Genomic DNA, 25208 nt, shown 5'->3' with positions numbered 1-25208 from the left:
GCCTCCAACATTTCTTACTTATGTAGTCATTAAGATCCTACTACTTTAACGACTGTTGCAATAATAAATAACGTTGCAAAGAAACCGAAAGATACGATAAATCCTACTCCAGAGTCAATAGCATCATTGCGTTTATACTGGACGTCTTTTTCAAATTCATTCACAGTCTACCCCTCCTATTTCCTATATAGTATAAGCTAAAGAGAAAAAAAAATCTAGCTTTCCTCTAACAGCATTTCCTCTCGTGACAAGAGTTGTCACAAATAAGTTAAAGTTGAATGGTCACAATAATGAATGTATTGATGCACCGTCGTGGCTTGAGTATCCTAGGCCTCATGTTCCGACGTTCATTATAGATGAAGGAATTGGCACTGTGTTCGGATCGTGCCAATTCCTTTTTGCCATTAGAATTATTTGCAGCATTGCAATTGTATACGTTTTGTTACTTGTCAAAATGGACAAGGTTCATTAGGATAAAGATATCCCAATGAGAACGGAGAGAAAGACAGTGGTTTTTGAATTATGGAAGCAAATTAAAGCAAAAAATCTTTCTCCTATTTTTCTATTATACGGAGCGGAAACATTTCTAATTAATGAAACAAAGCAGTTATTAATTTCTAATATCCTAACTGAGGAAGACATGGATTTTAACCTTTCTTCCTATGATTTAGAAGAAACGCCAATTGATGCTGCACTTGAAGATGCGGAAACACTCCCTTTTATGGGCGAAAAAAGATTAATTTTTTTACATAATCCTGTTTTTCTCACATCGGAGAAAACGAAAGAAAAAGTTGAGCATAATTTAGCAAAGCTTGAGGCTTATTTAAAAGCACCTTCCCCCTATTCCATTGTTGTTTTTATCGCTCCTTACGAAAAATTAGATGAACGGAAAAAGCTTACGAAGGAATTAAAACGAAGTGCCGCAGTATTGGAGGCCAAGAAGCTGAATGAAGCAGAGTTGAAAGGCTGGATCAGAAAACGTGCTTCTTATAATGGTGTGGAAATAGAAGATGAAGCTGTTGAATACATGCTAACTATTGCAGGTACCAATTTGTTTTTACTTACGAGTGAAATTGATAAGCTTGCTATATATTCAGGTGCTGGAAACCGAATAGATCTGCAAATAGTCGATAAATTAGTTTCGCGTTCTTTAGAGCAAAATATCTTTACACTTGTTGATAAGATTGTGCACCGGAAAATTGATGAGGCTTTACGAATCTTTTATGATCTTCTTAAGCAAAACGAAGAGCCGATCAAAATTTTATCTGTTATTACTGGTCAATTTAGACTTATTTATCAAGTAAAGGAGCTGGCTAAAAGAGGTTATGGACAGCAGCAGATAGCGGGAGCTTTAAAAGTTCATCCTTTTCGCGTAAAGCTAGCTGCAGGACAGGCTCAAGCCTATGAGGAAAAAGAGCTAGCTAATATCATAAAATTATTAGCAGATGCTGATTATCAGATGAAGACAGGCGGTATGAATAAAGAATTGCTAATAGAAATGTTTCTGTTTCGCCTAAATAGTAAACCAAATTAAAGCGACCCGAGTGGTCGTTTTTTTTTGCATAATAAAAGGCTATCTTTAGGAAGATAGCCATAGCAAGCTTACGCGTTTAAAGTGTTCATTTTTTTCATTAAACGAGACTTTTTACGAGCAGCAGCGTTTTTGTGGATAAGACCTTTAGAAGCAGCTTTGTCTAATTTACGAGCAGCATCAACGAAACTTTCTTTTGCAGCAGCAGCATCGTTTAGAACGATAGCAGCATCAACCTTCTTAACAGCTGTACGCATAGCAGATTTAACAGTAGCGTTTTGAGCGTTTTTAGAAGCGTTTGTTTTCACACGCTTAATAGCAGATTTAATATTTGGCATTCCATTCACCTCCTGAGGGCAGCATCGAGATTATATAAAAACTCGACTTACACATTCATTAACAATTTAATATTAAGAACAAGTGATATTTTATCAAATACGCTGGACTTTTGCAATACTCTCCACTAGTTTTTCATATTTTCGCACAACTTAGAATGGCAGTTTTACTGAATGTTTTTGCTAAGAAAAGGAAAAGATAGTAAATAGTCAAACTTATAGTAAAGTTGCGAGGGGGATTCAAATGGAAGAGTCACTAGATTTAAGTAAATATTCGGTCAGAACGGATTTAGCTATTGAAGCACGAGAAATGGTCATAGCAGATCGCCAAAAACATATTCAAGAGGAAGAAAATCTTTCCCAAATTGAAGGGGTTATTATTAAAGAAAAAGAAGAGGATGATATTAGAGTATCGTATGTTGAAGTGACAAAAGAAGGAGCAAAGTCTTTAGGGAAAAAAGAAGGGAAATATTTAACATTAGAGGCAATAGGAATTCGCCAGCAAGATACACCGATGCAGAAAAAAGTGGTAAAAATATTTGCCTCAGAGCTCGCTCAGTTTTTCAAGCAGAATGGTATTAAGGAAGATGCGGCCTGCTTAGTTGTCGGATTGGGAAATTGGAATGTAACACCAGATGCACTTGGACCGAAAGTTTGTGAAAACCTGCTTGTTACACGGCATCTCTATCAATTACAGCCTGAAAGTGTTGAAGAGGGCTATCGTCCTGTAAGTGCTATTGCTCCTGGAGTTATGGGGCTAACAGGTATAGAAACAAGCGATATCATCTTTGGAATTGTTAATAAAACGAAACCGGATTTTGTGATTGTCATTGATGCACTCGCTTCACGGTCATTAGAAAGAGTCAATTCAACTATTCAAATTTCAGATACAGGCATTCATCCTGGCTCGGGCGTTGGAAATAAGCGGAAGGAAATTAGCCAGGAAACATTAGGTATCCCTGTCATTGCTATTGGTGTGCCAACAGTTGTTGACGCTGTATCTATTACAAGTGATACGATCGACTTTATACTTAAACATTTTGGAAAGGAACTGAAAGAGGGAGACAGACCTTCAAGAGCGTTAGCTCCCGCAGGAATGAGCTTTGGCGAACGAAGAAAGCTGACTGAGGAAGATATGCCTGAGGAACAGCATAGAAAAACTTTCCTAGGCATGATTGGAACGCTTCCTGATGAGGAAAAAAGAAAACTAATTTATGAAGTTCTCTCTCCGATTGGACATAATCTAATGGTAACTCCGAAAGAAGTAGATATTTTTATTGAAGACATGGCAAATCTTCTTGCAAATGGGCTAAATGCTGCATTACATCAAAATGTCGACCAAGAAAATGCAGGTTTTTATACAAGGTAAATATTTTCTGTTCTATCCTCTCTAGCGAAGTCATATGAATTACTAGACTTGCAAAGAGAGGTGGAAGAATGAAACCTATTAAAACGAACGGAATTGCTGTGTTTATACAAGGGACAAGCTTACTAAAAATATTTATCGGTTTTCTTCTGTTTCTATTTATGATTTTTTCACTTAGCGGTGTTTTAACTGTGTTAAAGCCCGAATATAGAATCAGTTCATCATCAGTAAATACGGCTGCAAATAAAATAACAGGAGAAATGCTCTATCATTTCCTTGGTTGGGAGAACCATCATTTTATGCAAAGCTTGGACGAGCGAATAGGCTCGACAACCTTCATGAACATGTTATTTAAACTTTCTACTAATATCAATTTAGATGATCCAAGAAGTTTACTGGGAAGGGAATTACCCTATTTTTCTATTTATGACAAGGAAATTTTGGTCGCGGGTGAAGGCACAAATTATACAAATATGCCATTTGAATCCGCCCCGCCCATTGATCTTCTTAGGGCAGAACAGCAAGCTACACTTCAGAATATCGAGGATTTAGAAAAGCCAAGCGGAGAAAAAGCAGCAGAACCTCCAATTAACACAACAGGAGATAGAAAAGTTGTTTATTTATATTTTTCCCATAATACGGAATCCTTCCTTCCGTATTTAAAGGGTGTAACTAATCCCAATTTGGCACATCATTCCGAATTAAATGTCACTAAAATTGGCGATAAACTAAAGGAAGAATTGGAGAGTAAAGGAATTGGAACAACTGTTGAAAAAGCAAATATCCAAGCAAATCTGAATGAAAAAGGATGGGATTATTGGCGATCATATCAGGAATCAAGAACAGTTGTTCAAGCAGCAACAAAAAGTGACCGAAATTTGACTTATTTCATCGATATTCATCGAGATTCCCACAGAAAAGAGGATACAACTAAAGAGATTAACGGAAAACCATATGCAAAGCTAGCTTTTGTGATAGGAACTGAGCATCCGAATTATGAAAAAAATGCACGTTTAGCCAATGAATTGCATAAAAGACTTGAGGAAAAATACAAAGGATTAAGCAGAGGACTTCTGCCGCAGCAAGGATCAGGCAATAACGGAATATATAATCAGGATTTATCAGAAAATGCAATACTAATTGAATTTGGAGGTGTTGATAACACATTTGAAGAGTTAAATCGTTCTGCTGAAGCACTGGCAGACGTGTTTAGTGAATTTTATTGGCAGGCGGAAAGTGTTAGTAATCCTGTACAAGAACAGTCAGAAAAGAAATAAAATAGATAGGTGATCGGTTATGAAATGGTTTATGTTAAAGACCCTTTTCCTTACAACACTTATGTTTCTAGTTGTTTTATTCGGCATGCAGGAGGCTAGTGAAGGGATAATGAAGATGAAGGGCTACAATGATGCGAATTTCAAAGGGGCATTCACTTTCCATGATAATGAAGAGGGAGGGCTGCAAGCATCTATATTAGGCAATGATGTTTCTAGCCATGATCTCGAACAGAAAAAAGCAAAGTTGGAGGAAATGAAAGCCTATAACTTTTTTTCCACAATGGGAAAGAAGCTATCAGAAGGCATTTCCACTATGACTGAAACGATGGTGCATTTCATAACTGATTTAATAAGAGAAAAATGATGCGGCTGCAGCGATGCGGCCGTTTTTGTTTATACTAGAATAGATCCGAAGTGAAACTTATTTTTTGTTTCATCGTATATTAATCAGCCACTGGCATTGAATCTTCATAAACGGACTGCTATAATCTAAAAATAGTGCATATTTTGTGCGTTAAAAGGAAGATATTTTTAATTGGATGATTTACACTGGCGCAAAGAGCGCATGCGCTTTTCTATGTAGGAGTGAAATAATGAACAGAGAAGATAGACTTAATAGACAATCAAAGATACGGAATTTTTCTATTATCGCTCATATCGATCATGGAAAATCCACTTTAGCTGACCGAATATTAGAAAAGACGAATACTTTAACGTCAAGAGAAATGAAGGATCAGCTGCTAGATTCTATGGATTTAGAAAGAGAACGAGGCATTACAATAAAGCTAAATTCAGTTCAATTACAATATAAAGCGAAAGATGGAGAAACTTACACCTTTCATTTAATCGATACACCAGGGCACGTCGACTTCACTTATGAAGTTTCCCGCAGTTTGGCTGCATGTGAGGGTGCCATTCTAGTTGTCGATGCTGCACAAGGGATTGAAGCACAGACACTAGCAAACGTGTATTTAGCAATTGATAATGATTTAGAAATTGTGCCTGTCATTAATAAAATAGACCTTCCTAGTGCTGACCCAGAGCGTGTAAGGAATGAAATAGAGGAAGTAATCGGTCTTGATGCTTCTGAGGCTGTTCTTGCTTCCGCTAAAGCTGGTATCGGTATTGAGGACATTTTAGAACAGATCGTAGAAAAGGTTCCTGCACCAACAGGAGATCCGGACGCCCCTCTAAAAGCACTTATTTTTGACTCGTTATTCGATGCTTACCGTGGAGTTGTAGCTTATATCAGAGTAGTCGAAGGAACAGTAAAAGCTGGGGACAAAATTAAAATGATGGCAACTGGCAAGGAATTCGATGTAGTTGAAGTTGGTGTCTTTTCACCAAAAGCACAAGTCCGTGAAGAGCTGACTGTTGGGGATGTAGGGTTTTTAACCGCCTCTATTAAAAATGTAGGCGATACTCGTGTGGGTGATACTATTACAAATGCAAAAAATGGCGCAACCGAGCCTCTTCCTGGATACCGAAAATTGAATCCGATGGTTTTTTGCGGATTATATCCAATCGACAGTGCGAAATTTAATGATCTTCGTGAAGCTTTGGAGAAACTTGAACTTAATGACTCGGCTTTACAATTCGAGCCCGAAACATCGCAGGCTCTCGGGTTCGGCTTCCGTTGCGGATTTTTAGGACTCCTTCATATGGAGATTATCCAAGAGCGTATCGAGCGTGAATTCAAAATCGATTTAATTACTACAGCACCAAGTGTAATATATGATGTCATTTTGACAGATGGCTCCAATATTAAAATTGATAACCCATCCAAAATGCCAGATCCGCAAAAAATTGAACGCGTTGAGGAGCCATATGTAAAAGCAACCATGATGGCGCCAAATGACTATGTGGGAGCGATTATGGAGCTTTGCCAAGAAAAACGCGGAATCTTTATTAATATGCAGTATATGGATGAGACTCGTGTCAATATTACTTATGAAATTCCATTATCAGAAATTGTTTATGATTTCTTCGATCAGCTTAAATCAAATACAAAAGGATATGCTTCCTTTGACTATGAGTTAATTGGCTATAAGCCATCCAAGCTTGTTAAAATGGATATCCTTTTAAACGGAGAAAAAGTTGACGCATTGAGCTTTATTGTCCATAAAGATTTCTCATATGACCGTGGGAAAGTAATCGTAGAAAAACTGAAGGAGCTTATTCCACGCCAGCAATTCGAGGTTCCAGTTCAAGCGGCAATTGGCCAGAAGATTGTTGCTCGTTCAACCATTAAGTCAATGGGTAAAAATGTATTAGCGAAGTGTTATGGTGGAGACATTTCCCGTAAGCGGAAACTGTTGGAAAAGCAAAAAGAAGGAAAGAAACGCATGAAGCAAGTAGGATCAGTAGAAGTTCCTCAGGAAGCTTTCATGGCTGTCTTGAAAATGGACGACACCAACAAGAAGAAGTAAAACAGATAGATCCTATAAAAAGGAGGTTGGAAATGCTGTCAAAATAAAAGCAGCTCCGGCCTCTTTTTTAATGAAATAAAAAATAAGGGTGTGTTAATAATGATAAAAGCAGCCTATATTCATATCCCTTTTTGTGAGCATATTTGCCACTATTGTGATTTTAATAAAGTGTTTCTCGAAGGGCAGCCTGTTGATGAGTATCTTAATTCGTTAAATAAAGAAATGGAGCTACAATTAATTAAATCACCTGCTGACCAATTAAATTCCATTTTTGTCGGAGGAGGAACTCCAACTGCATTAAATGAGCAGCAGCTTGATAAGCTTTGCCGCATCATAAGAGACCGCCTGCCATACAACGAACAAACGGAGTTTACGTTTGAGGCAAACCCCGGAGATCTCTCAGAAGAAAAACTTTGTATTCTTTACGAAGCAGGAGTTAATAGGATTAGCTTCGGAGTACAAACTTTTAATGAAGAACTGCTTAAGAAAATTGGCAGGGTGCATCGAGCAAAGGATGTTTTTCAATCTGTTGAAGCTGCAAAAAAAATAGGCTTCGAAAATATTAGCATTGACCTAATTTATAGCTTGCCTGGACAAACAGTATCAGATTTCAGAGAAACGCTAGATACTTCGTTTACGTTAGATATTGACCATTATTCTGGTTATTCTCTGATTATCGAACCTAAAACCGTATTTTATAACTTGATGAGAAAAGGAAAGCTCCAATCTCCAGGGGAAGATGCAGAAACAGAAATGTTTAAAATATTAATGGAAGAGATGGATAAAAATGGTTTCAAACAATATGAAATCAGTAACTTCTCTAAACCAGGATTCGAGAGCAAGCATAATCTAACTTATTGGAATAATGAATGGTATTACGGATTTGGTGCTGGATCACATGGGTATGTTAATGGCAAGCGTGTTTCTAATCATGGACCATTAAAAAAATATATGGACTCATTGAAGATGGGGAAGTTGCCTATTTTTGAAGAAAATCGAGTTACACGGACAGAGCAGATAGAAGAAGAAATGTTTTTAGGATTAAGAAAAACATCAGGCGTAGCAATTTCTCGCTTTATCGAGAAATTTGGTGAAAATCCTGTCGAATTATTTGAAGCCGAATTGAAAGAGCTAATTGCTCGTGAATGGATCATTGTTACTGAAAATCAAATTCAATTATCCCAAAAAGGACGCTACCTTGGAAATGAAGTTTTTCAGTTCTTTTTAAGGTGAAAAATCACATTTCGTTTTTATTGACACCAAACCATTGATTTGATAATTTATTAATAGAATTAGCACTCACAACTAAAGAGTGCTAACAGAGGTGATAATTGTGTTGACGGATCGCCAATTATTGATCTTTCAGGTTATTGTTGATGATTTTATTCAGTCTGCGCAGCCAGTCGGTTCGAGAAGTTTGTCGAAAAAGGACAAAATTACATTTAGTTCTGCGACAATTCGTAACGAGATGTCTGATTTAGAAGAGCTGGGGTTTATTGAAAAAACACATACCTCATCCGGAAGAATTCCTTCTGAAAAAGGGTATCGTTATTATGTGGATCACTTGCTTTCTCCTCAAAAACTAAATCAGCAGGATATTCATAAGTTAAAGTCCGTTTTTGCTGAAAGAATTTTTGAACTTGAAAAGATTGTACAAAGGTCAGCTAAAATATTATCAGAGCTGACTAACTATACTTCAATTGTGTTAGGTCCTGCTGTTAAAGATAATAAATTAAAGAGAATACAAATTGTTCCTTTAAATAATCAGACGGCCATTGCTATTATCGTCACTGATTCTGGTCATGTCGAGAATCGAATGTTTCATCTTCCTGAAACAATGGATTCTGGCGATCTTGAAAAGCTGGTCAATATTTTGAATGATCGTTTAACCGGAGCCCCAATTGAAAGCTTGAATGAAAAGATTTATAAAGAAGTTGCTATTCTTCTAAGGCAGCATATTAGTAATTATGATTATATTCTGCATTCTATTGCTGATACTCTAAAGATCCCTGCTCACGAAAAGCTGTTCTTCGGCGGGAAATCTAATATGCTTAGTCAGCCTGAATTTCATGACATTGAAAAAATAAAAAATTTAATGGATATGATTGAACACGAAGATAGCATTTATGAATTAATTCGAAAAAATAAGTCAGGCATAAATGTCAAAATTGGCAAAGAAAATAATAATACAGCTATGGAGAATTGCAGTTTAATTACAGCATCCTATTCAATTGGTGCTGAACAGCTAGGGACCATTGCCATATTAGGCCCAACAAGGATGGAATATTCACGTGTCATTAGTTTGTTAGACTATATTAGTACTGACCTTTCAGCAGTATTGACGAAGCTGTATCAAACCGATTGACGCAGGAAATATTGACTAAGGGCGGGACCTCTGTGCCACAGGGACCCATCCCTTTCCTTGTGTTGACCTATTGTTACTTAAAGGGAGGTGAATAAATTGGCAGATGAAAAAAATATTTTAGAAGAAGAATCAATCCAAAACTCTGATCAAGCTGAGGAGACTGAAATTCCTGAAACGGAAACTGCAGCCCATTCTGATGAAACAGAAGCAGTGAACGAGCTTTCTTTAGAAGAACAACTTGTGAAAGCGCAGGAAAAAACGGTTGAGTTAGAGGCTAAACTGGCTGACATGGAAAACCGTTACTATCGTCTTCAAGCCGATTTTGATAATTCCAGACGGAGAGCAAGATTAGATCTTGAATCGTCTGAAAAATATAGAGCTCAAAAATTAATTTCTGATTTGCTGCCTGCTATCGATAATTTTGAAAGAGCGCTGCAAATGGAATCTGATAATGAACAAGTGAAATCCGTTCTTCAAGGAATGGAAATGGTTTATCGCAGTTTACTGGAGGCTCTGAAAAATGAAGGAGCAGAACAGATTGAAGCTGTTGGGAAGGAATTTGATCCTCAAGTCCATCAAGCAGTTATGCAAGTAGAGATGGAAGGCTATGGGTCAAATATTGTAGTTGAGGAATTCCAAAAAGGCTATATTTTAAAGGACAGAGTCATCCGTCCGGCTATGGTAAAAGTAAACTCATAAGTTACATATTTTCGGGAGGTAAGAAACATGAGCAAAATCATTGGAATCGATTTAGGTACTACAAACTCATGTGTTTCCGTTTTAGAAGGCGGAGAGGCAAAAGTTATTCCAAATCCAGAGGGTAACCGCACAACACCTTCTGTCGTTTCTTTTAAGAATGGGGAACGTCAAGTTGGGGAAGTTGCAAAACGTCAAGCGATTACAAATCCAAATACAATTATGTCAGTAAAGCGTCATATGGGAACAGATTTTAAGGTAGAAGCTGAAGGAAAACAGTATACTCCTCAAGAAATTTCAGCTATTATTCTTCAACACTTAAAATCATATGCTGAAGAGTATCTTGGTGAAAAAGTAACGAAAGCGGTTGTTACAGTTCCAGCATATTTTAACGATGCTGAACGCCAAGCTACAAAAGATGCGGGAACAATTGCTGGTCTTGAAGTTGAACGTATTATTAATGAGCCTACAGCGGCTGCTTTAGCTTATGGTATGGACAAGACAGATGAAGATCAAACAATTCTCGTATTTGACCTTGGTGGAGGAACATTTGACGTTTCCATTCTTGAACTTGGAGACGGTGTATTCGATGTAAAAGCAACTGCTGGTGATAACCGTCTTGGCGGCGATGATTTTGACCAAGCAATTATCGATTATTTAGTTCAGGAATTCAAAAAAGAAAATGCTATTGACCTTTCAAAAGACAAAATGGCTACTCAACGTTTAAAGGATGCAGCTGAAAAAGCGAAAAAGGATTTATCTGGAGTGACTTCCACTCAAATTTCTCTGCCGTTCATTACAGCAGGTGAAGCAGGTCCTCTACACCTTGAGGTAACATTATCAAGAGCTAAATTTGATGAGCTTACAGCTGATTTAGTTGAAAGAACTATGGGCCCTACTCGTCAAGCATTAAAAGATGCAGGACTTTCACCTTCTGAAATCGATAAGGTTATTCTTGTTGGTGGTTCAACTCGTATTCCTGCCGTTCAAGAAGCGATCAAGAAAGAAACAGGTAAGGATCCTCATAAAGGTGTTAACCCTGATGAAGTAGTAGCAATGGGTGCTGCGATCCAGGGTGGAGTAATTTCTGGTGATGTTAAGGATGTCGTTCTATTAGACGTTACACCGCTTTCACTTGGTATCGAAACAATGGGTGGTGTGTTTACAAAGCTAATTGACCGCAACACAACAATCCCAACATCTAAATCACAAGTGTTCTCAACCGCTGCTGATAATCAGTCTGCTGTTGATATTCATGTTCTTCAAGGTGAGCGTCCAATGTCTGCAGACAATAAAACTTTAGGCCGCTTCCAGTTAGGTGATATTCCTCCTGCACCAAGAGGAATTCCGCAAATCGAAGTTTCTTTTGATATCGATAAAAACGGTATTGTTAATGTTCGTGCAAAAGATCTAGGCACAAATAAAGAACAAGCGATTACGATTAAATCATCTACTGGTCTATCCGATGAAGAAATCGAAAAAATGGTTAGAGAAGCTGAAGAGAATGCAGAAGCAGACAAGAAGCGTAAGGAAGAAGTAGAACTTCGCAATGAAGCAGATCAGCTTGTTTTCACTACTGAAAAAACAATGAAGGATCTTGAAGGTAAAGTGGATGAAGCTGAAGTGGCAAAAGCAAATGAAGCAAAAGATGCTTTAAAAGCTGCCATTGAAAAGAATGATTTAGAAGAAATTAAAGCGAAGAAAGATGCTTTACAAGAAATCGTTCAAGCATTGACAATGAAGCTTTATGAAGAAGCTGCTAAGCAAGCTCAAGGAGCGCAAGGTGCCGAGGGCCAAGATGGTAAAAGCAGCGATGACAACGTAGTTGACGCAGAATTCGAAGAGGTTAAAGACGATAAATAAGTCCAAGTTTAATGTATATGGGGAACTGTCTAGCTTCAGCGCCTAGGGGCTCGAGGTCATAAGCCAATCCGTCAATAAGGTTAAACTACAACCTTCTTGACGTCTCGTCTTATGCTTGTCGCCCCTGGGCACAAAGGAAATCTTCCGCGAGTAAACATCGCAGGAACAATTGTCCTTTGATTGTTCCGAAGGCGCTTCCGCTTTTCTAGGTCAAAGTCAGGTCTTTCTTGACTTTGACTTTTATTTTTGAATAGAAAATGTTAAAATAATCTTTATGTGAAAAGACTCGGGGAGTGGTAATCAATGAGTAAAAGGGATTACTATGAAGTCCTTGGTGTCAGTAAAGGGGCATCCAAGGATGAATTAAAAAAGGCTTATCGTAAGCTATCCAAACAATATCATCCTGATATTAATAAAGAACCAGGTGCAGACGAGAAATTCAAAGAAGTTGCAGAAGCTTATGAAGTTTTAAGTGATGACCAAAAACGCGCTCATTACGATCAATTTGGCCATACTGATCCTAACCAAGGCTTTGGTGGCGGTGGTTTTGAAGGATTCGGCGGCTTTGAAGACATTTTCAGTACTTTCTTCGGCGGCGGCGGATCACGCAGACGAGATCCAAACGCGCCGCGTCAAGGTGCCGATTTACAGTACACAATGACTTTATCTTTTGAGGACGCAGTTTTTGGCAAGGAAACGGAAATTGAGATCCCTCGTGAAGAAACTTGTGAAACTTGTAACGGATCAGGTGCAAAACCAGGTACAAAGCCCGACACTTGCGGACATTGTCATGGTTCTGGACAAATTAATATGGAGCAAAATACACCATTTGGCAAAATTGTTAACCGAAGAACATGCCATCAGTGTAACGGTACTGGTAAGCAGATCAAGCATAAATGTTCTACTTGCGGCGGGGATGGAAAAGTAAAAAAGCGCAAGAAAATTGCGGTGAAAATTCCAGCAGGGATTGATGACGGCCAACAGCTAAGGGTATCAGGCCAAGGAGAACCGGGAGTAAATGGTGGACCTTCTGGCGATTTATATGTTGTTTTCCATGTTCGCTCTCATGAATTCTTTGAACGTGATGGGGATGATGTTTATTGTGAAATGCCAATCACATTTGTCCAAGCAGCTCTAGGGGATGAGGTAGAGGTACCTACCCTTTATGGAAAGATAAAATTAAAAGTCCCAGCTGGCACACAAACAGGGACAAAGTTCCGCTTAAAGGAAAAAGGGATTCAAAATGTTAGAGGGTATGGAAAAGGAGATCAGCATATTATTGTCCGTATTGTTACTCCTACAAAGCTATCGGAAAAACAAAAACAATTGCTGCATGAATTTGCAGAAATAAGCGGTCAAGTTCCACAAGGCGAACATGAAGAAAGCTTTTTTGATAAAGTAAAGCGAGCATTTAAGGGCGATTAACTTTATTCAGCAGAAATCTCCACTTTTATAAGTGGGGGTGAAATGAAAAAAAGAATACTAGTTCAGTTAGGGGCGAAACTATTGCTGAATAAAGTTAAGCCTCCGGCGGATGCCTCAGATTTTTTAAAGGAAATTATCGGGCTCTGCCCGATAAAAATCTGGGCGCAAATCCGCCCTGGCGGATTTGATTAGGAATGGAGTTGGAAACATTGAAATGGTCAGAGATCAGTATTCATACGACAAATGAGGCAGTCGAACCAATTTCTAATATTCTGCATGAAGCAGGAGCAAGCGGAGTTGTCATTGAAGATCCATCTGAGCTTGTGAAAGAAAGAAAAGATCAATTCGGTGAAATCTACCAGCTCAATCCATTAGACTATCCTGAAGAAGGGGTTGTCGTCAAAGCTTATTTGCCTGTAAATAGTTTTCTTGCAGAAACGATTGATGGAATTAAAGAAGAAATTAATAATCTTCTTTTATATAATATTGATATTGGCAAAAATGATATTAGCATCAGCGAGGTTAATGAAGAGGAATGGGCAACAGCCTGGAAGAAATATTACCATCCAGTGAAGATTTCTGAAAGGTTTACCATTGTTCCGAGCTGGGAAAAATACACCCCTGTTTCCAGTGATGAATTAATCATTGAGCTTGATCCAGGGATGGCATTTGGTACAGGTACTCACCCAACAACTGTCATGTGTATTCAAGCGTTAGAAAGAACGGTAAATACGGGAGACAACATAATCGATGTTGGTACTGGTTCAGGTGTACTAAGCATTGCTGCTGCCATGCTTGGTGCTGAAAAAGTAACAGCACTTGATCTCGATGAGGTTGCCGTGAACTCTGCCCGGGAAAATATTGAACTGAATAAAGTTCATAACATCGTAAATGTTGCACAAAATAATCTACTTGATGGAATCACCGGTAAGGTAGATATAGTAGTAGCTAATATATTGGCAGAAATCATCCTCAGATTTACTGATGATGTTGCATCTGTCGTTAAAAAAGACGGCTTCTTTATTGCATCTGGGATTATTCTGCAGAAAAAACAAGAAGTGAAGGATGCAATGCTTTCAGCAGGATTCCAAATCGAAGAAACGATTCAAATGGAAGATTGGGTTGCTATTATCGGGAGAAGAAGCTAGCACATAAAATTAGAATTCATTTTAGAAAAGGGGGGACCTTCTATATGTTCCCTCTTTTTATACGTTAGATCGTAGAATAGGCGGAAAAGAGGGTGTCCATTTTGCAGCGTTATTTTGTCAATCAATCTGCAGTTGAAAACCGTTTTACTATCCAAGAGGACGATTATCATCATATTGTCCGCGTAATGAGAATGAAGGAAGGCGATCATTTAATTTGTGTAGATCCCCTAAAAAAAAGTGCTGTTTGCTTAATTGTAGAAATTACCGATGAAAAAGTGGTTGCAGAAGTTGTAAAATGGGATGAGGGGTTCTCTGCCTCCGAACTGCCAATTGATGTAACAATTGTGAGCGGACTGCCTAAAGGGGATAAGCTGGAATGGATTATCCAAAAGGGAACAGAGCTAGGTGCTAATCGGTTTATCCCTTTTATTTCAGCACGCTCAGTAGTAAAATGGGATGAGAAAAAGGGTATAAAGAAGGTTGAACGGTGGCAAAAGATTGCGAAAGAGGCAGCCGAACAGTCCCATCGGACTAGTCTTCCTGAAGTATTAAGTCCTCAAAATATTAAATCCATTATAAAAAATAGTGAGAATTATGACTATAAATTGATCGCTTATGAGGAAGTGGCAAGGCAAGGAGAGTCATCCGTATTATCTAATACCTTGGCAAAAATGAAACAAGGTCAGTCTCTCATGATTGTATTTGGACCTGAAGGCGGTTTAACCGAACAGGAAGTCACATTGTTAAAGGATAACGCTTTCCAATCATGCGGATTAGGCCCACGAATCTTAAGGACGGAAACAGCGCCGCTTTACACATTATCGGCCGTTTCTTATCATTTTGAATTAATGGAGTGAAAAAAATATGCCTACAGTTGCATTTCATACACTTGGCTGTAAAGTGAACCATTATGAAACAGAGGCCATTTGGCAATTATTTAAAGATACTGGATACGAACGTGTTGATTTTGAATCCATTTCTGACGTTTACGTAATCAATACTTGTACGGTAACGAATACGGGCGATAAGAAGAGCCGTCAAGTCATCCGCAGAGCGATCCGGAAAAATCCGGATGCTGTTATTTGTGTCACTGGCTGTTATGCACAGACCTCTCCTGCGGAAATTATGGCGATTCCTGGCGTGGATATTGTTGTCGGAACCCAGGATCGTGTGAAAATGCTAGATTATATTAACCAATATAAAGAGGAGCGCCAGCCGATCAATGGAGTAGGCAATATCATGAAGAGCCGTGTTTATGAAGAGTTAGATGTACCTGCTTTTACGGATCGTACACGTGCTTCCCTTAAAATTCAAGAAGGCTGCAATAACTTCTGTACATTCTGTATCATTCCATGGGCACGCGGATTGATGAGATCAAGAGATCCACAGGAGGTTATTCGCCAAGCACAGCAATTAGTGGATGCTGGTTATAAGGAGATTGTCCTTACAGGCATTCATACTGGCGGCTATGGCGAGGATATGAAGGATTACAATTTGGCCATGCTTCTGCGAGATTTAGAAGCTCAAGTAAAGGGCCTAAAGCGTATTAGGATTTCTTCCATTGAAGCAAGCCAAATCACAGATGAGGTTATTGAAGTGATCAATGGGTCAAGTATGATTGTAAGGCATCTTCATATTCCTCTGCAGTCAGGGTCAAATACTGTTCTAAAGAGAATGCGCAGAAAGTATACGATGGAGTTTTTCGGTGAGCGTTTAGATCGCTTAAAGGAAGCTTTACCAGGTTTAGCGGTTACTTCAGATGTTATTGTCGGCTTCCCAGGTGAAACAGAAGAGGAATTTATGGAAACCTATAATTTTATTAAGGAACATAAATTTTCTGAGCTTCATGTTTTCCCTTATTCAAAACGAACCGGAACACCTGCAGCTAGAATGGAAGATCAAATAGACGAAGAAGTAAAAAACGAACGTGTCCACCGATTAATTTCCTTATCTGATCAGCTTGCAAAGGAATATGCTTCTCAATTTGAGGGGGAGGTCCTCGAAGTAATTCCTGAGGAAGAGTTCAAGGATCAGGAAGATCACGGTCTATATGTTGGCTATACAGATAATTATCTAAAAATAGTGTTCAAAGCAACTGAAGATATGGTCGGCCAAATTGTAAAAGTAAAAATAACAAAAGCTGGCTATCCATATAATGAAGGTCAGTTTGTCCGTGTTCTAGAGGAAGATTGCGAAGAAGCGGCAGTGTAATATACAAAAAAAGGAATTACCAAAGTTGGTGGTTCCTTTTTCTTTGGACACAATACGTAAATGAGGAATTATCAAGGCGTTTACAAAATACTTGTAATAAACTCGATATTTTCAATTAAGCATGTTATGATGTGAGAGGTACGTACAACTCTATTGTGAGAAAGGAAGTTATCGAGATGGAGTATAATGTCGCAAAAATGATTGACCATACATTATTGAAAGCAGATGCAACAAAGGAGCAAATTGTAAAGCTTTGTACAGAGGCAAAGGAATATAATTTCGCTTCGGTTTGCGTAAATCCAGGATGGGTGAAGCTTGCGAGCGAGTTATTATCAGGTACAGAAGTAAAGGTTTGCACCGTTATAGGCTTTCCTTTAGGTGCTTCAACGTCTGAAACAAAGTCATTTGAAACGAAAAACGCAATTGAGAATGGTGCAACTGAAGTAGATATGGTAATCAATATCGGAGCATTAAAAGGCGGAGATATCGAATTAGTAGAAAGAGATATCCGTGCTGTCGTGGATGCAGCAAAGGGAAGTGCTCTAACAAAGGTGATAATTGAAACTTGCTTACTTTCAGAAGAAGAAAAGATTAGAGCATGTGAATTGTCAGTTAAAGCTGGGGCAGACTTTGTAAAAACATCAACTGGCTTCTCAACCGGCGGTGCAACTGCTGAAGACATTGCTCTTATGAGAAAAACAGTCGGTCCAAACATTGGAGTAAAAGCTTCTGGCGGTGTAAGAAGTGCAGAGGATGCGAAAAAGATGATTGAAGCAGGAGCAACAAGAATCGGAGCAAGCTCTGGTGCAGCCATCGTTAACGGGTTAACGAGCGATTCAGACTATTAAAAATGCCGGGATTACCGGCATTTTTTTAATTAAATTTCATTCGCACGATTGAGCAGTCTTCCCGCTCGTGCTATCGATCATGTATTTTTATGATTAATTTCCCAAATTGAGTAGCGAATGGAAGTACCATTAGTGACGAGATGACGTTAAATAGAACTCCGATATGCGCAAGTTGAACATCGGGAGCTGATGCTAGCTGAACACCGAAGGAAGTAAGCCAACCGATAAATGGATAAAAAACAATGACGCCAATTACATTTAGCCAAATATGTGCATATGCACAAAGTCTTGCCTCTCTGCCCCCGCCAATGGATGCTAAAAATGCATCAACACATGTTCCGATATTAGAACCCAGCATGATTGCGATTCCTGTATCTAGGCCAAAAGCTCCGCCAGAAAGAAAACCCATTATAATTCCAGTCGTTGCAGTACTTGACTGGATTATGGCTGTGATTATTGTTCCCGCTAGAATACTTAAAAGGTAGCTTTCTTTTAATTGAAGCAATAGCTGATTAACAAAATCAATGGATCTTAATGGGCCTGCTAAGTATTCAAAGCCCCCCATCGCTGAAAAAACTGCAGATATACCAAGTAAGATTAATCCAATATTCCTTACATTTCTTTTTCCAAACAAAAATAATACAGCACCTAAAAAAGCAAAAGGAATAAGGAAAGATTCAATATCAAATGTAATTAATTCAGTCGTAACCGTTGTTCCGATATTCGTTCCTAAAATAATTCCGATCGACTGAGGAAATGAAAGAAGCCTTGCAGAAATGAGTCCGATTGTAATAATCATCACTGCTGAACTGCTCTGCAATATACAAGTTATTCCTATACCAGCTAATAGCCCCTTCCAAGGAGAAGCCGTCAATTTAGTCAATACATTTTTTAAAGAATCTCCAGATAAATTATAAAGACCTGATCGCAGCAATGTCATTCCGTATATAAAAACTCCAATGAATAAAATAAAAAGAAAAGCTTGCGTCAAGTCTCCCACCCCCTATCCCTATATGTATGGCAACTAGGCCTAGGACATGCCTTTTAATCATTTTTTTATATCCGAACTCTCTTAAAATAACTAGGTTCGTCAACAGCTCCTATGTAGGTTCATGTCGAAAATAGCAAGAAAATTTATGGTTTATCCATCACAGCGATGCAGTTGTTGATTTCCGTTGTGAAAAACACTTCTGAAGGGGCTATTAACTGTTGACCTTGATTCACTGATATATTATAATTGCAAAGTACATGGAAAAAATCCATGTTGGTGTAAGTGTGTTGTGCTCGGAGGGAGGGAAAGAGAATGTCTAAAACCGTCGTTCGTAAAAACGAATCGCTTGAAGATGCTCTTCGTCGCTTTAAACGTACTGTATCTAAGTCTGGTACTATACAAGAAGCAAGAAAGCGCGAATTCTACGAAAAGCCTAGTATTAAACGTAAGAAAAAGTCTGAGGCTGCAAGAAAACGTAAGTATTAAGAGAGGGTGTCCATTATGAGTCTTCTCGAACGTTTAAATGAGGATATGAAACAAGCGATGAGGAACAAAGAAAAAGATAAGCTAACTGTTATTCGGATGATTAAAGCATCCTTGCAGAATGAAGCAATTAAGCATGGACAAGACTTATCCGAAGATCAAGAGCTTACTGTCCTTTCTCGCGAAGTTAAACAACGCAAGGATTCCCTCCATGAATTTGAAAAAGCAGGTCGTGAAGATCTTGTTGAAAAAATTCATACTGAACTTCAGTATGTCGAACTATATATGCCTAAACAGCTCTCTGAAGATGAGGTTTCAAAGATCGTACAAGAAACGGTTGCTGAAATAGGTGCAAAATCTAAAGCTGAGATGGGTAAGGTAATGGCTGCCATTATGCCGAAAGTAAAAGGCAAAGCAGATGGAGCACTTGTAAATAAACTTGTACAACAACACCTTTCATAAAAAACAAAACCTTTGTATAAAAGACCGTGAGCATTCGCTTTCGGTCTTTTTTAATAGTCAGTAAAGTGACGAAATATACATAAAAAATCAGTCTAGTATGAAACTTTTTTTAGTTGAATACGTAAAAGAACTAGATGCATTGATTGGAGGGAGGGAAGAACTTTGAAATTAAGAAGGATATTCATCATTTTTTCATTCCTTTTTGCTTTTATCCTAATGATTATCCCATTTAAAGGAAATGCTGATAATGAAATTGTCTATGTCGTTCCGATTCAAGAAACAGTAGAAAAAGGTTTATTTGCTTATTTGAACAGAGCTGTTCATTTAGCTGAAGAAGACAAGGCATCTGCGATTATTTTTGAAATGGATACTCCTGGAGGGGCAGTGGATGCTGCTGGGAAAATTGGGAAGTTATTAACATCAACAGAAGTGAAGACGATTTCATTTGTGAACAAACAGGCTTTATCGGCAGGTGCTTATATTGCGCTAAATACAGATGAGATCTATATGGTGCCAGGTTCTACAATGGGATCAGCGGCCATTATTGATCAACAGGGAAATGCTGCTGGGAAGAAGGCTGAATCCTATTGGTTTGCTGCAATGGAGGAGGCTGCAAAGCAGAGTAACAGAAACCCAATTTATGCGTTAGCAATGGCAGATGAGTCTATCAATCTTCCCGAAGTAGGGGCTCCAAAAGGAAAGTTACTCACATTAGGTGCTGAAAAGGCATTGGAAGTAAAGTATTCTGAAGGGACTTTCAATAATTTGAATGAACTTCTCGATTATCTTGGTCTTTCTGATGCGGAGGTCAAAACAGTAGAAGAAAGCTTTGCAGAAAAAATAGCGAGATTTATTACCCATCCTGTTGTAATACCGATATTATTATCTATTGGAAGTTTGGGACTAATCCTAGAATTGTATTCCCCCGGCTTCGGGCTTCCCGGATTTATGGGATTGTCTGCATTACTAATGTTTTTCTATGGACATTTAGTTGCAGGGCTTGCCGGATATGAAACACTTATCCTCTTTGTTGTCGGAATTGGGCTAATCATCGCGGAGTTCTTTCTCCCAGGCGGAGTGGCAGGAATTCTCGGCCTGGCAGCGATTCTTGGAAGTCTATTTTTAGCTTCGGATAATGTCGTTCACATGGGGATTTCCTTATTAATTGCTATAAGCATATCTATTTTAGCGTCTATTATAATGGTAAAGGTGCTTGGTAAAAAAATGAAATTTTTCAAAAAAATCATCTTAACCGATGCAACAAAAACGGAAGAGGGCTATGTTTCCAATAAAAGCCGGTTAGAGCTAATTGGATTAGAAGGCTACGCACTGACAGCACTTCGACCATCAGGCACTGTTGTGATTGATGATGAAAGAATCGATGTCGTCAGTGAAGGAGCGTTTATTCTTAAAGATGCGAGAGTCAGGGTTGTAAAAGCCGAGGGTTCTCGTATAGTAGTAAGAGAGGTAACTGATCAGAATAAGAAAGAAAAAGAGGAGGAATAGGAATGCTGGGAACTGGTACGATTTTTATCTTATTGGCAGCCGTTCTTGCCATTATTCTATTAGGTATTTTATTCACATTTGTTCCTGTTATGCTGTGGATTTCAGCTTTGGCAGCAGGAGTAAGAGTCAGCATCTTTACATTAGTTGGGATGAGGCTCCGCAGGGTTATTCCAAGCAGGGTCATCAACCCCTTAATTAAAGCACACAAAGCAGGTCTAGGTGTAACGACAAATCAGCTGGAAAGCCATTATTTAGCTGGCGGAAATGTCGATCGTGTTGTGAATGCACTAATTGCCGCACATCGAGCAAATATTGAATTGCAGTTTGAGCGTAGTGCAGCAATTGATCTAGCTGGCCGCGACGTGCTTGAAGCTGTACAAATGAGCGTTAATCCGAATGTAATTGAAACACCTTTCATTGCAGGTGTTGCTATGGATGGAATTGAGGTAAAGGCAAAAGCGAGAATTACCGTTAGAGCGAATATTGACCGTCTTGTCGGGGGTGCAGGTGAAGAAACAATTGTTGCCCGTGTTGGTGAGGGGATCGTATCAACTATCGGTTCATCAGAAAATCATAAGAAAGTTCTTGAAAATCCAGATATGATTTCTAGAACAGTCCTTGCCAAAGGTTTGGATTCGGGTACAGCCTTTGAAATCCTGTCGATTGATATTGCTGATGTCGATATCGGTAAAAACATTGGAGCCCATTTACAAACTGAGCAGGCTGAAGCAGATAAAAAGATTGCCCAAGCTAAAGCAGAAGAACGTCGTGCAATGGCTGTCGCTTCAGAGCAGGAAATGAAGGCAAAGGTTGAAGAAATGAAGGCGAAGGTTGTAGAAGCTGAAGCCCAAGTTCCGCTTGCCATGGCTGAAGCGCTTCGTTCAGGAAATATCGGTGTTATGGACTATATGAATATCAAGAATATCTCTGCTGATACAGATATGAGAGATTCAATTGGACGGATTAATGATGATCACAAAGACGGCGGTCAAAGATAAATAGAAGCTCACTTTCAATAAATAGAAGGGAGGGGGCCCCCTCTTGGAATTTATTTTTGAAAACCCAATTTTTATTATCGTGATAATTGGCTATATTATTTCCTTTTTTATGAAAAACAGAGGGAATCAGCAACAGCAGAAAAAAGGCAGCGGACAACAAGTGAAGCCATCGCCAGCAGAAGTGTTTAAACAAATGCAGGAACGTATTCCTCAATTGGATCCAAGAACAATTGAAGAGCAGCAAAGACAGCAGGCTGAACAAGCACGAAAGCAGGAAATGGAAGCTTTAGAAAGGCAGATGCTTGCTGAAGAAAGGCTAACTGCACTTAAGGAACAGCAGGAAATAGCTAAGAAACAAGCGGAGCTTATAAAGACAGTTTCTCAAACACCGGCATCCCGCCAAAATGCAAATACAATAAAAGAAAACAAGCCGTCCTTATCTCCTAGCAAAAAACAACTTATCGATGGCGTTATTTGGTCAGAAATTCTTGGGCCTCCGAGGGCTTTAAATCCTCATAAATCAGTCAAAAACAATAAATTATCTTAATTCATAGTTGAAAAATATGTGCTAGAACCCCTCTCCATCTCATACATATGAGATGAAGGGGGGTTCTTTTTTTATGGCAAAAAAGTGGGGACAATTCGTCCGAAAATGGATGACAAAAAATATGGAGCTTCCTCAAGATGTCATGATGGATTTACCCCGCATTACGATGATCGGACAAATCCATATATATATTGAGAACCACCGTGGATTGCTTGCCTTTTCAGATAAGGAATTAAGGCTTCTTCTTAAGCAAGGTCAGCTGTTAATAAAAGGGAAAGCCTTTGTCATAAAAACGATTCTTCCAGAGGAAATTCTGCTGGAGGGAAAAATTGATCAGGTCACATATATAAGTGAGTAATCAAGAATGTCCTTACAGAAGGATCTCTGGCAGCCTTCTGTAAGAACTTAATACGAAAAGGGCATAAAGTACGGCAAATATTATCGTGATAAACAGAAATCAGGGGGAAGGCAATGAAAAATCTGTGGATCGAATTTTTTGGAGGGATTATTACTGTAAAAACTAAAGGTAAGGGCATCGAGCGTTTTATTAATACTCTTACACGGAGTGGTATTCTTGTCTGGCAGGTGAGAAGGCATGGAACAGAAGCAGTAACCTTTAAAATGAAGCTGAATGATGTGAAGAAATTAAGAAGTTTAGTTCGGAATAGTGATTGCAAAATTGAGTTTTTACAACGGACAGGCTTCCCATTTATCTTTAAGCGTATGTTAAAAAATATTGGATTTGTCATTGGAGCCCCAGTATTTTTATTAGTCATTATGATTTTATCAAATATGGTTTGGGGAATAGAGATAAAGGGAGCTGACCCTGCAACTGAATACAAAATACGAAAAGAGTTAAATCAAATAGGTGTAAAACGCGGGAAAGTGCAGTTTTTCTTAGAAAATGTTGAAGCCATTCAGAGGAAACTGACAGATAGTATTGAGGAAATTACTTGGGTTGGTGTGGAATTAAAAGGGACAACCTACCATCTGCAGGTTGTGGAAAAAACTGAGCCAAATAAACCGGAATATTTAAGTCCAAGACATTTAGTGGCAAAAAAGAAGGCAATCATTGTTGACATGTTCGTTGAAGAAGGTCAGCCAAAAGTAAGTGTCAATGATCATGTAAACCCAGGCCAGCTCCTTGTTTCAGGAATTATTGGAGAGGATGGGCAAAAAACCGAGACTGTTCCAGCAAAAGGAGAGATCCTTGGGGAAACTTGGTACACAACAAAGGCTACAATTCCATTGAAAAATACTCTGCAAGTATTAAACGGAAATGAAATACAAAAGCATATAATAAAGGTTGGAAAATATGAAATTCCAATATGGGGCTTTGGTAAGGTAGAATATAAAAAATCCAAAATAGAGTTAAATGAAAAGAAAATCAACTTTTTAAAATGGGAACTTCCGATATCCTATATTAATAAAACAATAAGGGAAAGTGAACAAGTAACACAAATATTCTCAAATGAAGAAGCTTTTGAAGTTGCAAAAATTCAAGCGAGAAATGATATAAAAAATCATCTATCTGATAATGCTAAAATTAAAGGGGAAAAAGTTTTACACAAGTCGGTAGAGAATGGTAAAGTAACTATATCAATACATTTCCAAATTATTGAGAATATAGCAGAAGCGCAACCAATTATTCAAGGAGATACGGAATGACTGAAGACTTGAAGACCATGAATGTCCAACTTGAAAATCCGAATGAAGCAATAAGCTTGCTTGGGAATTCGGACGCTAACATTAAAATGATTGAGCAAGAATTGACTGTATCCATCGTTACACGGGGAGAAAATGTTTTTGTTTCCGGTGAAATGGAACAAGTTGAAATGGTTGGAAAATTACTTTCTGAACTGCTGCAGGTTATTAGAAAAGGAATCAATATTAGCCAGAGAGATGTTATGTATGGCATTCAAATGGCGAAAAAAGGCACTTTAGATTATTTTAGCGATTTATATGATGAAGAAATTATTAGAAATGCGAAGGGGAAGTCTATTCGAGTAAAAACGATTGGTCAAAGCCAGTACATTCGATCCATTCGCACGAATGATCTTGTTTTTGGAATAGGGCCAGCAGGAACAGGAAAAACATATTTAGCGGTTGTTATGGCAGTAAATGCATTGAAGAACGGGCGGGTCAAAAAAATTATTTTAACCCGTCCAGCTGTTGAAGCAGGGGAAAGTCTTGGATTTCTGCCTGGCGACTTAAAGGAAAAAGTTGATCCGTACCTTAGACCATTATATGATGCCCTTCATGATATTTTTGGTGCTGAACATACAGAAAGATTAATTGAAAGAGGGACGATTGAAATTGCACCCTTAGCCTATATGAGGGGCCGTACGCTAGACGATGCTTTCGTCATCCTTGATGAAGCCCAAAATACAACCCATGCTCAGATGAAAATGTTTTTAACCCGCCTTGGCTTTGGCTCGAAGATGGTGATCACTGGTGATAAAACACAGGTAGATCTTCCAAAAGGAGCGAAATCAGGATTAATTGTAGGGGAAGACATTCTAAAAGGTGTGAAGGGGATTGCGTTTGTACATCTTGAAGAAAGTGATGTAGTCCGTCATCCTCTAGTAGCAAAAATTATTCATGCATATGGTCAGCACGAGAATTGAAACCGTTGGGATTACCCTGCGGTTTTCTTTTGCTGTATTTGTTAAGTGAAGCATCATGACTTTTTCAGAAGTTTTTTAAGAAAGGTGAAACTTGTTTGAA

The 25208-nt window shown here is 38.5% G+C and carries 26 protein-coding genes; 23 read left to right on the top strand and 3 right to left on the bottom strand.

The features are described from left to right. Positions 1-29 precede the first annotated feature (29 nt). On the bottom strand, positions 30-164 hold the full coding sequence (locus RRV45_RS15775) for a YqzM family protein (protein ID WP_315665644.1): 135 nt from the start codon (positions 162-164) through the stop codon (positions 30-32). A gap of 344 nt (positions 165-508) precedes the next feature. On the opposite strand from RRV45_RS15775, the gene holA reads away from it, so the two are divergent. Further along, the gene (holA, locus tag RRV45_RS15770) at positions 509-1534 is read left to right on the top strand and encodes a DNA polymerase III subunit delta (protein ID WP_315665643.1); all 1026 of its coding nucleotides are present in this window, start codon (positions 509-511) and stop codon (positions 1532-1534) included. 68 nt (positions 1535-1602) lie between these two features. Here holA and rpsT read toward each other — a convergent pair whose 3' ends face one another. Further along, positions 1603-1869, bottom strand: coding sequence for a 30S ribosomal protein S20 (rpsT, locus tag RRV45_RS15765; protein WP_315665642.1), 267 nt, complete (start codon positions 1867-1869; stop codon positions 1603-1605). A 241-nt stretch (positions 1870-2110) separates the two neighbouring features. Between rpsT and gpr the strand changes: the two genes are divergently transcribed. From gpr to deoC, 14 genes are all read left to right on the top strand, one after another. After that, positions 2111-3235, top strand: a complete 1125-nt coding sequence (gene gpr, locus RRV45_RS15760) for a GPR endopeptidase (RefSeq protein WP_315665641.1) — start codon at positions 2111-2113, stop codon at positions 3233-3235. A 68-nt stretch (positions 3236-3303) separates the two neighbouring features. Next, positions 3304-4509, top strand: a complete 1206-nt coding sequence (gene spoIIP, locus RRV45_RS15755; protein WP_315665640.1) for a stage II sporulation protein P — start codon at positions 3304-3306, stop codon at positions 4507-4509. 19 nt (positions 4510-4528) lie between these two features. After that, the gene (locus RRV45_RS15750) at positions 4529-4873 is read left to right on the top strand and encodes a DUF3679 domain-containing protein (RefSeq protein ID WP_315665639.1); all 345 of its coding nucleotides are present in this window, start codon (positions 4529-4531) and stop codon (positions 4871-4873) included. 229 nt (positions 4874-5102) lie between these two features. Next, positions 5103-6938, top strand: coding sequence for a translation elongation factor 4 (lepA, locus tag RRV45_RS15745; RefSeq protein ID WP_410489301.1), 1836 nt, complete (start codon positions 5103-5105; stop codon positions 6936-6938). Between the two features lie 99 nt (positions 6939-7037). Continuing rightward, positions 7038-8171 carry a radical SAM family heme chaperone HemW gene (hemW, locus tag RRV45_RS15740; protein ID WP_315665638.1) on the top strand — a complete coding sequence of 378 codons (1134 nt, stop codon included), beginning with the start codon at positions 7038-7040 and terminating at the stop codon, positions 8169-8171. 100 nt (positions 8172-8271) lie between these two features. After that, positions 8272-9303 carry a heat-inducible transcriptional repressor HrcA gene (gene hrcA / locus RRV45_RS15735; protein WP_315665637.1) on the top strand — a complete coding sequence of 344 codons (1032 nt, stop codon included), beginning with the start codon at positions 8272-8274 and terminating at the stop codon, positions 9301-9303. A 96-nt stretch (positions 9304-9399) separates the two neighbouring features. Further along, positions 9400-10002, top strand: a complete 603-nt coding sequence (grpE, locus tag RRV45_RS15730; protein WP_315665636.1) for a nucleotide exchange factor GrpE — start codon at positions 9400-9402, stop codon at positions 10000-10002. 27 nt (positions 10003-10029) lie between these two features. Next, the gene (gene dnaK, locus RRV45_RS15725; RefSeq protein WP_315665635.1) at positions 10030-11862 is read left to right on the top strand and encodes a molecular chaperone DnaK; all 1833 of its coding nucleotides are present in this window, start codon (positions 10030-10032) and stop codon (positions 11860-11862) included. A 303-nt stretch (positions 11863-12165) separates the two neighbouring features. After that, positions 12166-13287: a molecular chaperone DnaJ gene (dnaJ, locus tag RRV45_RS15720; RefSeq protein ID WP_315665634.1), complete on the top strand. Its 1122-nt coding sequence runs from the start codon at positions 12166-12168 to the stop codon at positions 13285-13287. A gap of 42 nt (positions 13288-13329) precedes the next feature. Beyond that, on the top strand, positions 13330-13479 hold the full coding sequence (locus RRV45_RS15715) for a hypothetical protein (RefSeq protein WP_315665633.1): 150 nt from the start codon (positions 13330-13332) through the stop codon (positions 13477-13479). Between the two features lie 17 nt (positions 13480-13496). After that, positions 13497-14435 carry a 50S ribosomal protein L11 methyltransferase gene (gene prmA, locus RRV45_RS15710; protein ID WP_315665632.1) on the top strand — a complete coding sequence of 313 codons (939 nt, stop codon included), beginning with the start codon at positions 13497-13499 and terminating at the stop codon, positions 14433-14435. Between the two features lie 101 nt (positions 14436-14536). Then, on the top strand, positions 14537-15292 hold the full coding sequence (locus RRV45_RS15705; protein WP_315669054.1) for a 16S rRNA (uracil(1498)-N(3))-methyltransferase: 756 nt from the start codon (positions 14537-14539) through the stop codon (positions 15290-15292). Between the two features lie 7 nt (positions 15293-15299). Beyond that, positions 15300-16646 carry a tRNA (N(6)-L-threonylcarbamoyladenosine(37)-C(2))-methylthiotransferase MtaB gene (mtaB, locus tag RRV45_RS15700; RefSeq protein ID WP_315665631.1) on the top strand — a complete coding sequence of 449 codons (1347 nt, stop codon included), beginning with the start codon at positions 15300-15302 and terminating at the stop codon, positions 16644-16646. A gap of 176 nt (positions 16647-16822) precedes the next feature. After that, a complete protein-coding gene (gene deoC / locus RRV45_RS15695) occupies positions 16823-17494 on the top strand; it encodes a deoxyribose-phosphate aldolase (protein ID WP_315665630.1) in 672 nt (223 codons plus the stop codon). Between the two features lie 70 nt (positions 17495-17564). Here the strand turns inward: deoC and RRV45_RS15690 are convergent, their stop codons facing one another. Continuing rightward, a complete protein-coding gene (locus RRV45_RS15690) occupies positions 17565-18485 on the bottom strand; it encodes a Na/Pi symporter (protein ID WP_315665629.1) in 921 nt (306 codons plus the stop codon). Positions 18486-18797: 312 nt separating this feature from the next. Here RRV45_RS15690 and rpsU point away from each other — a divergent pair, with 312 nt between their 5' ends. From rpsU to RRV45_RS15650, 8 genes are all read left to right on the top strand, one after another. Continuing rightward, a complete protein-coding gene (rpsU, locus tag RRV45_RS15685) occupies positions 18798-18971 on the top strand; it encodes a 30S ribosomal protein S21 (protein ID WP_066293305.1) in 174 nt (57 codons plus the stop codon). A gap of 15 nt (positions 18972-18986) precedes the next feature. Continuing rightward, on the top strand, positions 18987-19430 hold the full coding sequence (locus RRV45_RS15680) for a GatB/YqeY domain-containing protein (protein WP_066293309.1): 444 nt from the start codon (positions 18987-18989) through the stop codon (positions 19428-19430). Positions 19431-19646: 216 nt separating this feature from the next. Next, positions 19647-20936, top strand: coding sequence for an NfeD family protein (locus tag RRV45_RS15675; protein WP_315669053.1), 1290 nt, complete (start codon positions 19647-19649; stop codon positions 20934-20936). 2 nt (positions 20937-20938) lie between these two features. Further along, positions 20939-21934, top strand: coding sequence for a flotillin-like protein FloA (floA, locus tag RRV45_RS15670; RefSeq protein WP_315665628.1), 996 nt, complete (start codon positions 20939-20941; stop codon positions 21932-21934). 43 nt (positions 21935-21977) lie between these two features. After that, positions 21978-22481, top strand: coding sequence for a hypothetical protein (locus RRV45_RS15665; RefSeq protein ID WP_315665627.1), 504 nt, complete (start codon positions 21978-21980; stop codon positions 22479-22481). 73 nt (positions 22482-22554) lie between these two features. Next, complete coding sequence (gene yqfC / locus RRV45_RS15660; RefSeq protein ID WP_315665626.1) at positions 22555-22839, top strand: sporulation protein YqfC; 285 nt, start codon at positions 22555-22557, stop codon at positions 22837-22839. Positions 22840-22952: 113 nt separating this feature from the next. Next, positions 22953-24149 carry a sporulation protein YqfD gene (gene yqfD, locus RRV45_RS15655; RefSeq protein WP_315665625.1) on the top strand — a complete coding sequence of 399 codons (1197 nt, stop codon included), beginning with the start codon at positions 22953-22955 and terminating at the stop codon, positions 24147-24149. Further along, the gene (locus RRV45_RS15650) at positions 24146-25108 is read left to right on the top strand and encodes a PhoH family protein (RefSeq protein ID WP_315665624.1); all 963 of its coding nucleotides are present in this window, start codon (positions 24146-24148) and stop codon (positions 25106-25108) included. Before yqfD ends, RRV45_RS15650 begins: the two co-directional genes overlap by 4 nt. Positions 25109-25208 lie beyond the last annotated feature (100 nt).

The sequence above is a fragment of the Bacillus sp. DTU_2020_1000418_1_SI_GHA_SEK_038 genome (assembly GCF_032341175.1).
GTDB lineage: Bacteria > Bacillota > Bacilli > Bacillales > Cytobacillaceae > Cytobacillus.
The sequence above is the reverse complement of the archived record's forward strand: the minus strand, read 5'-3'. Positions and strand labels throughout refer to the sequence as shown.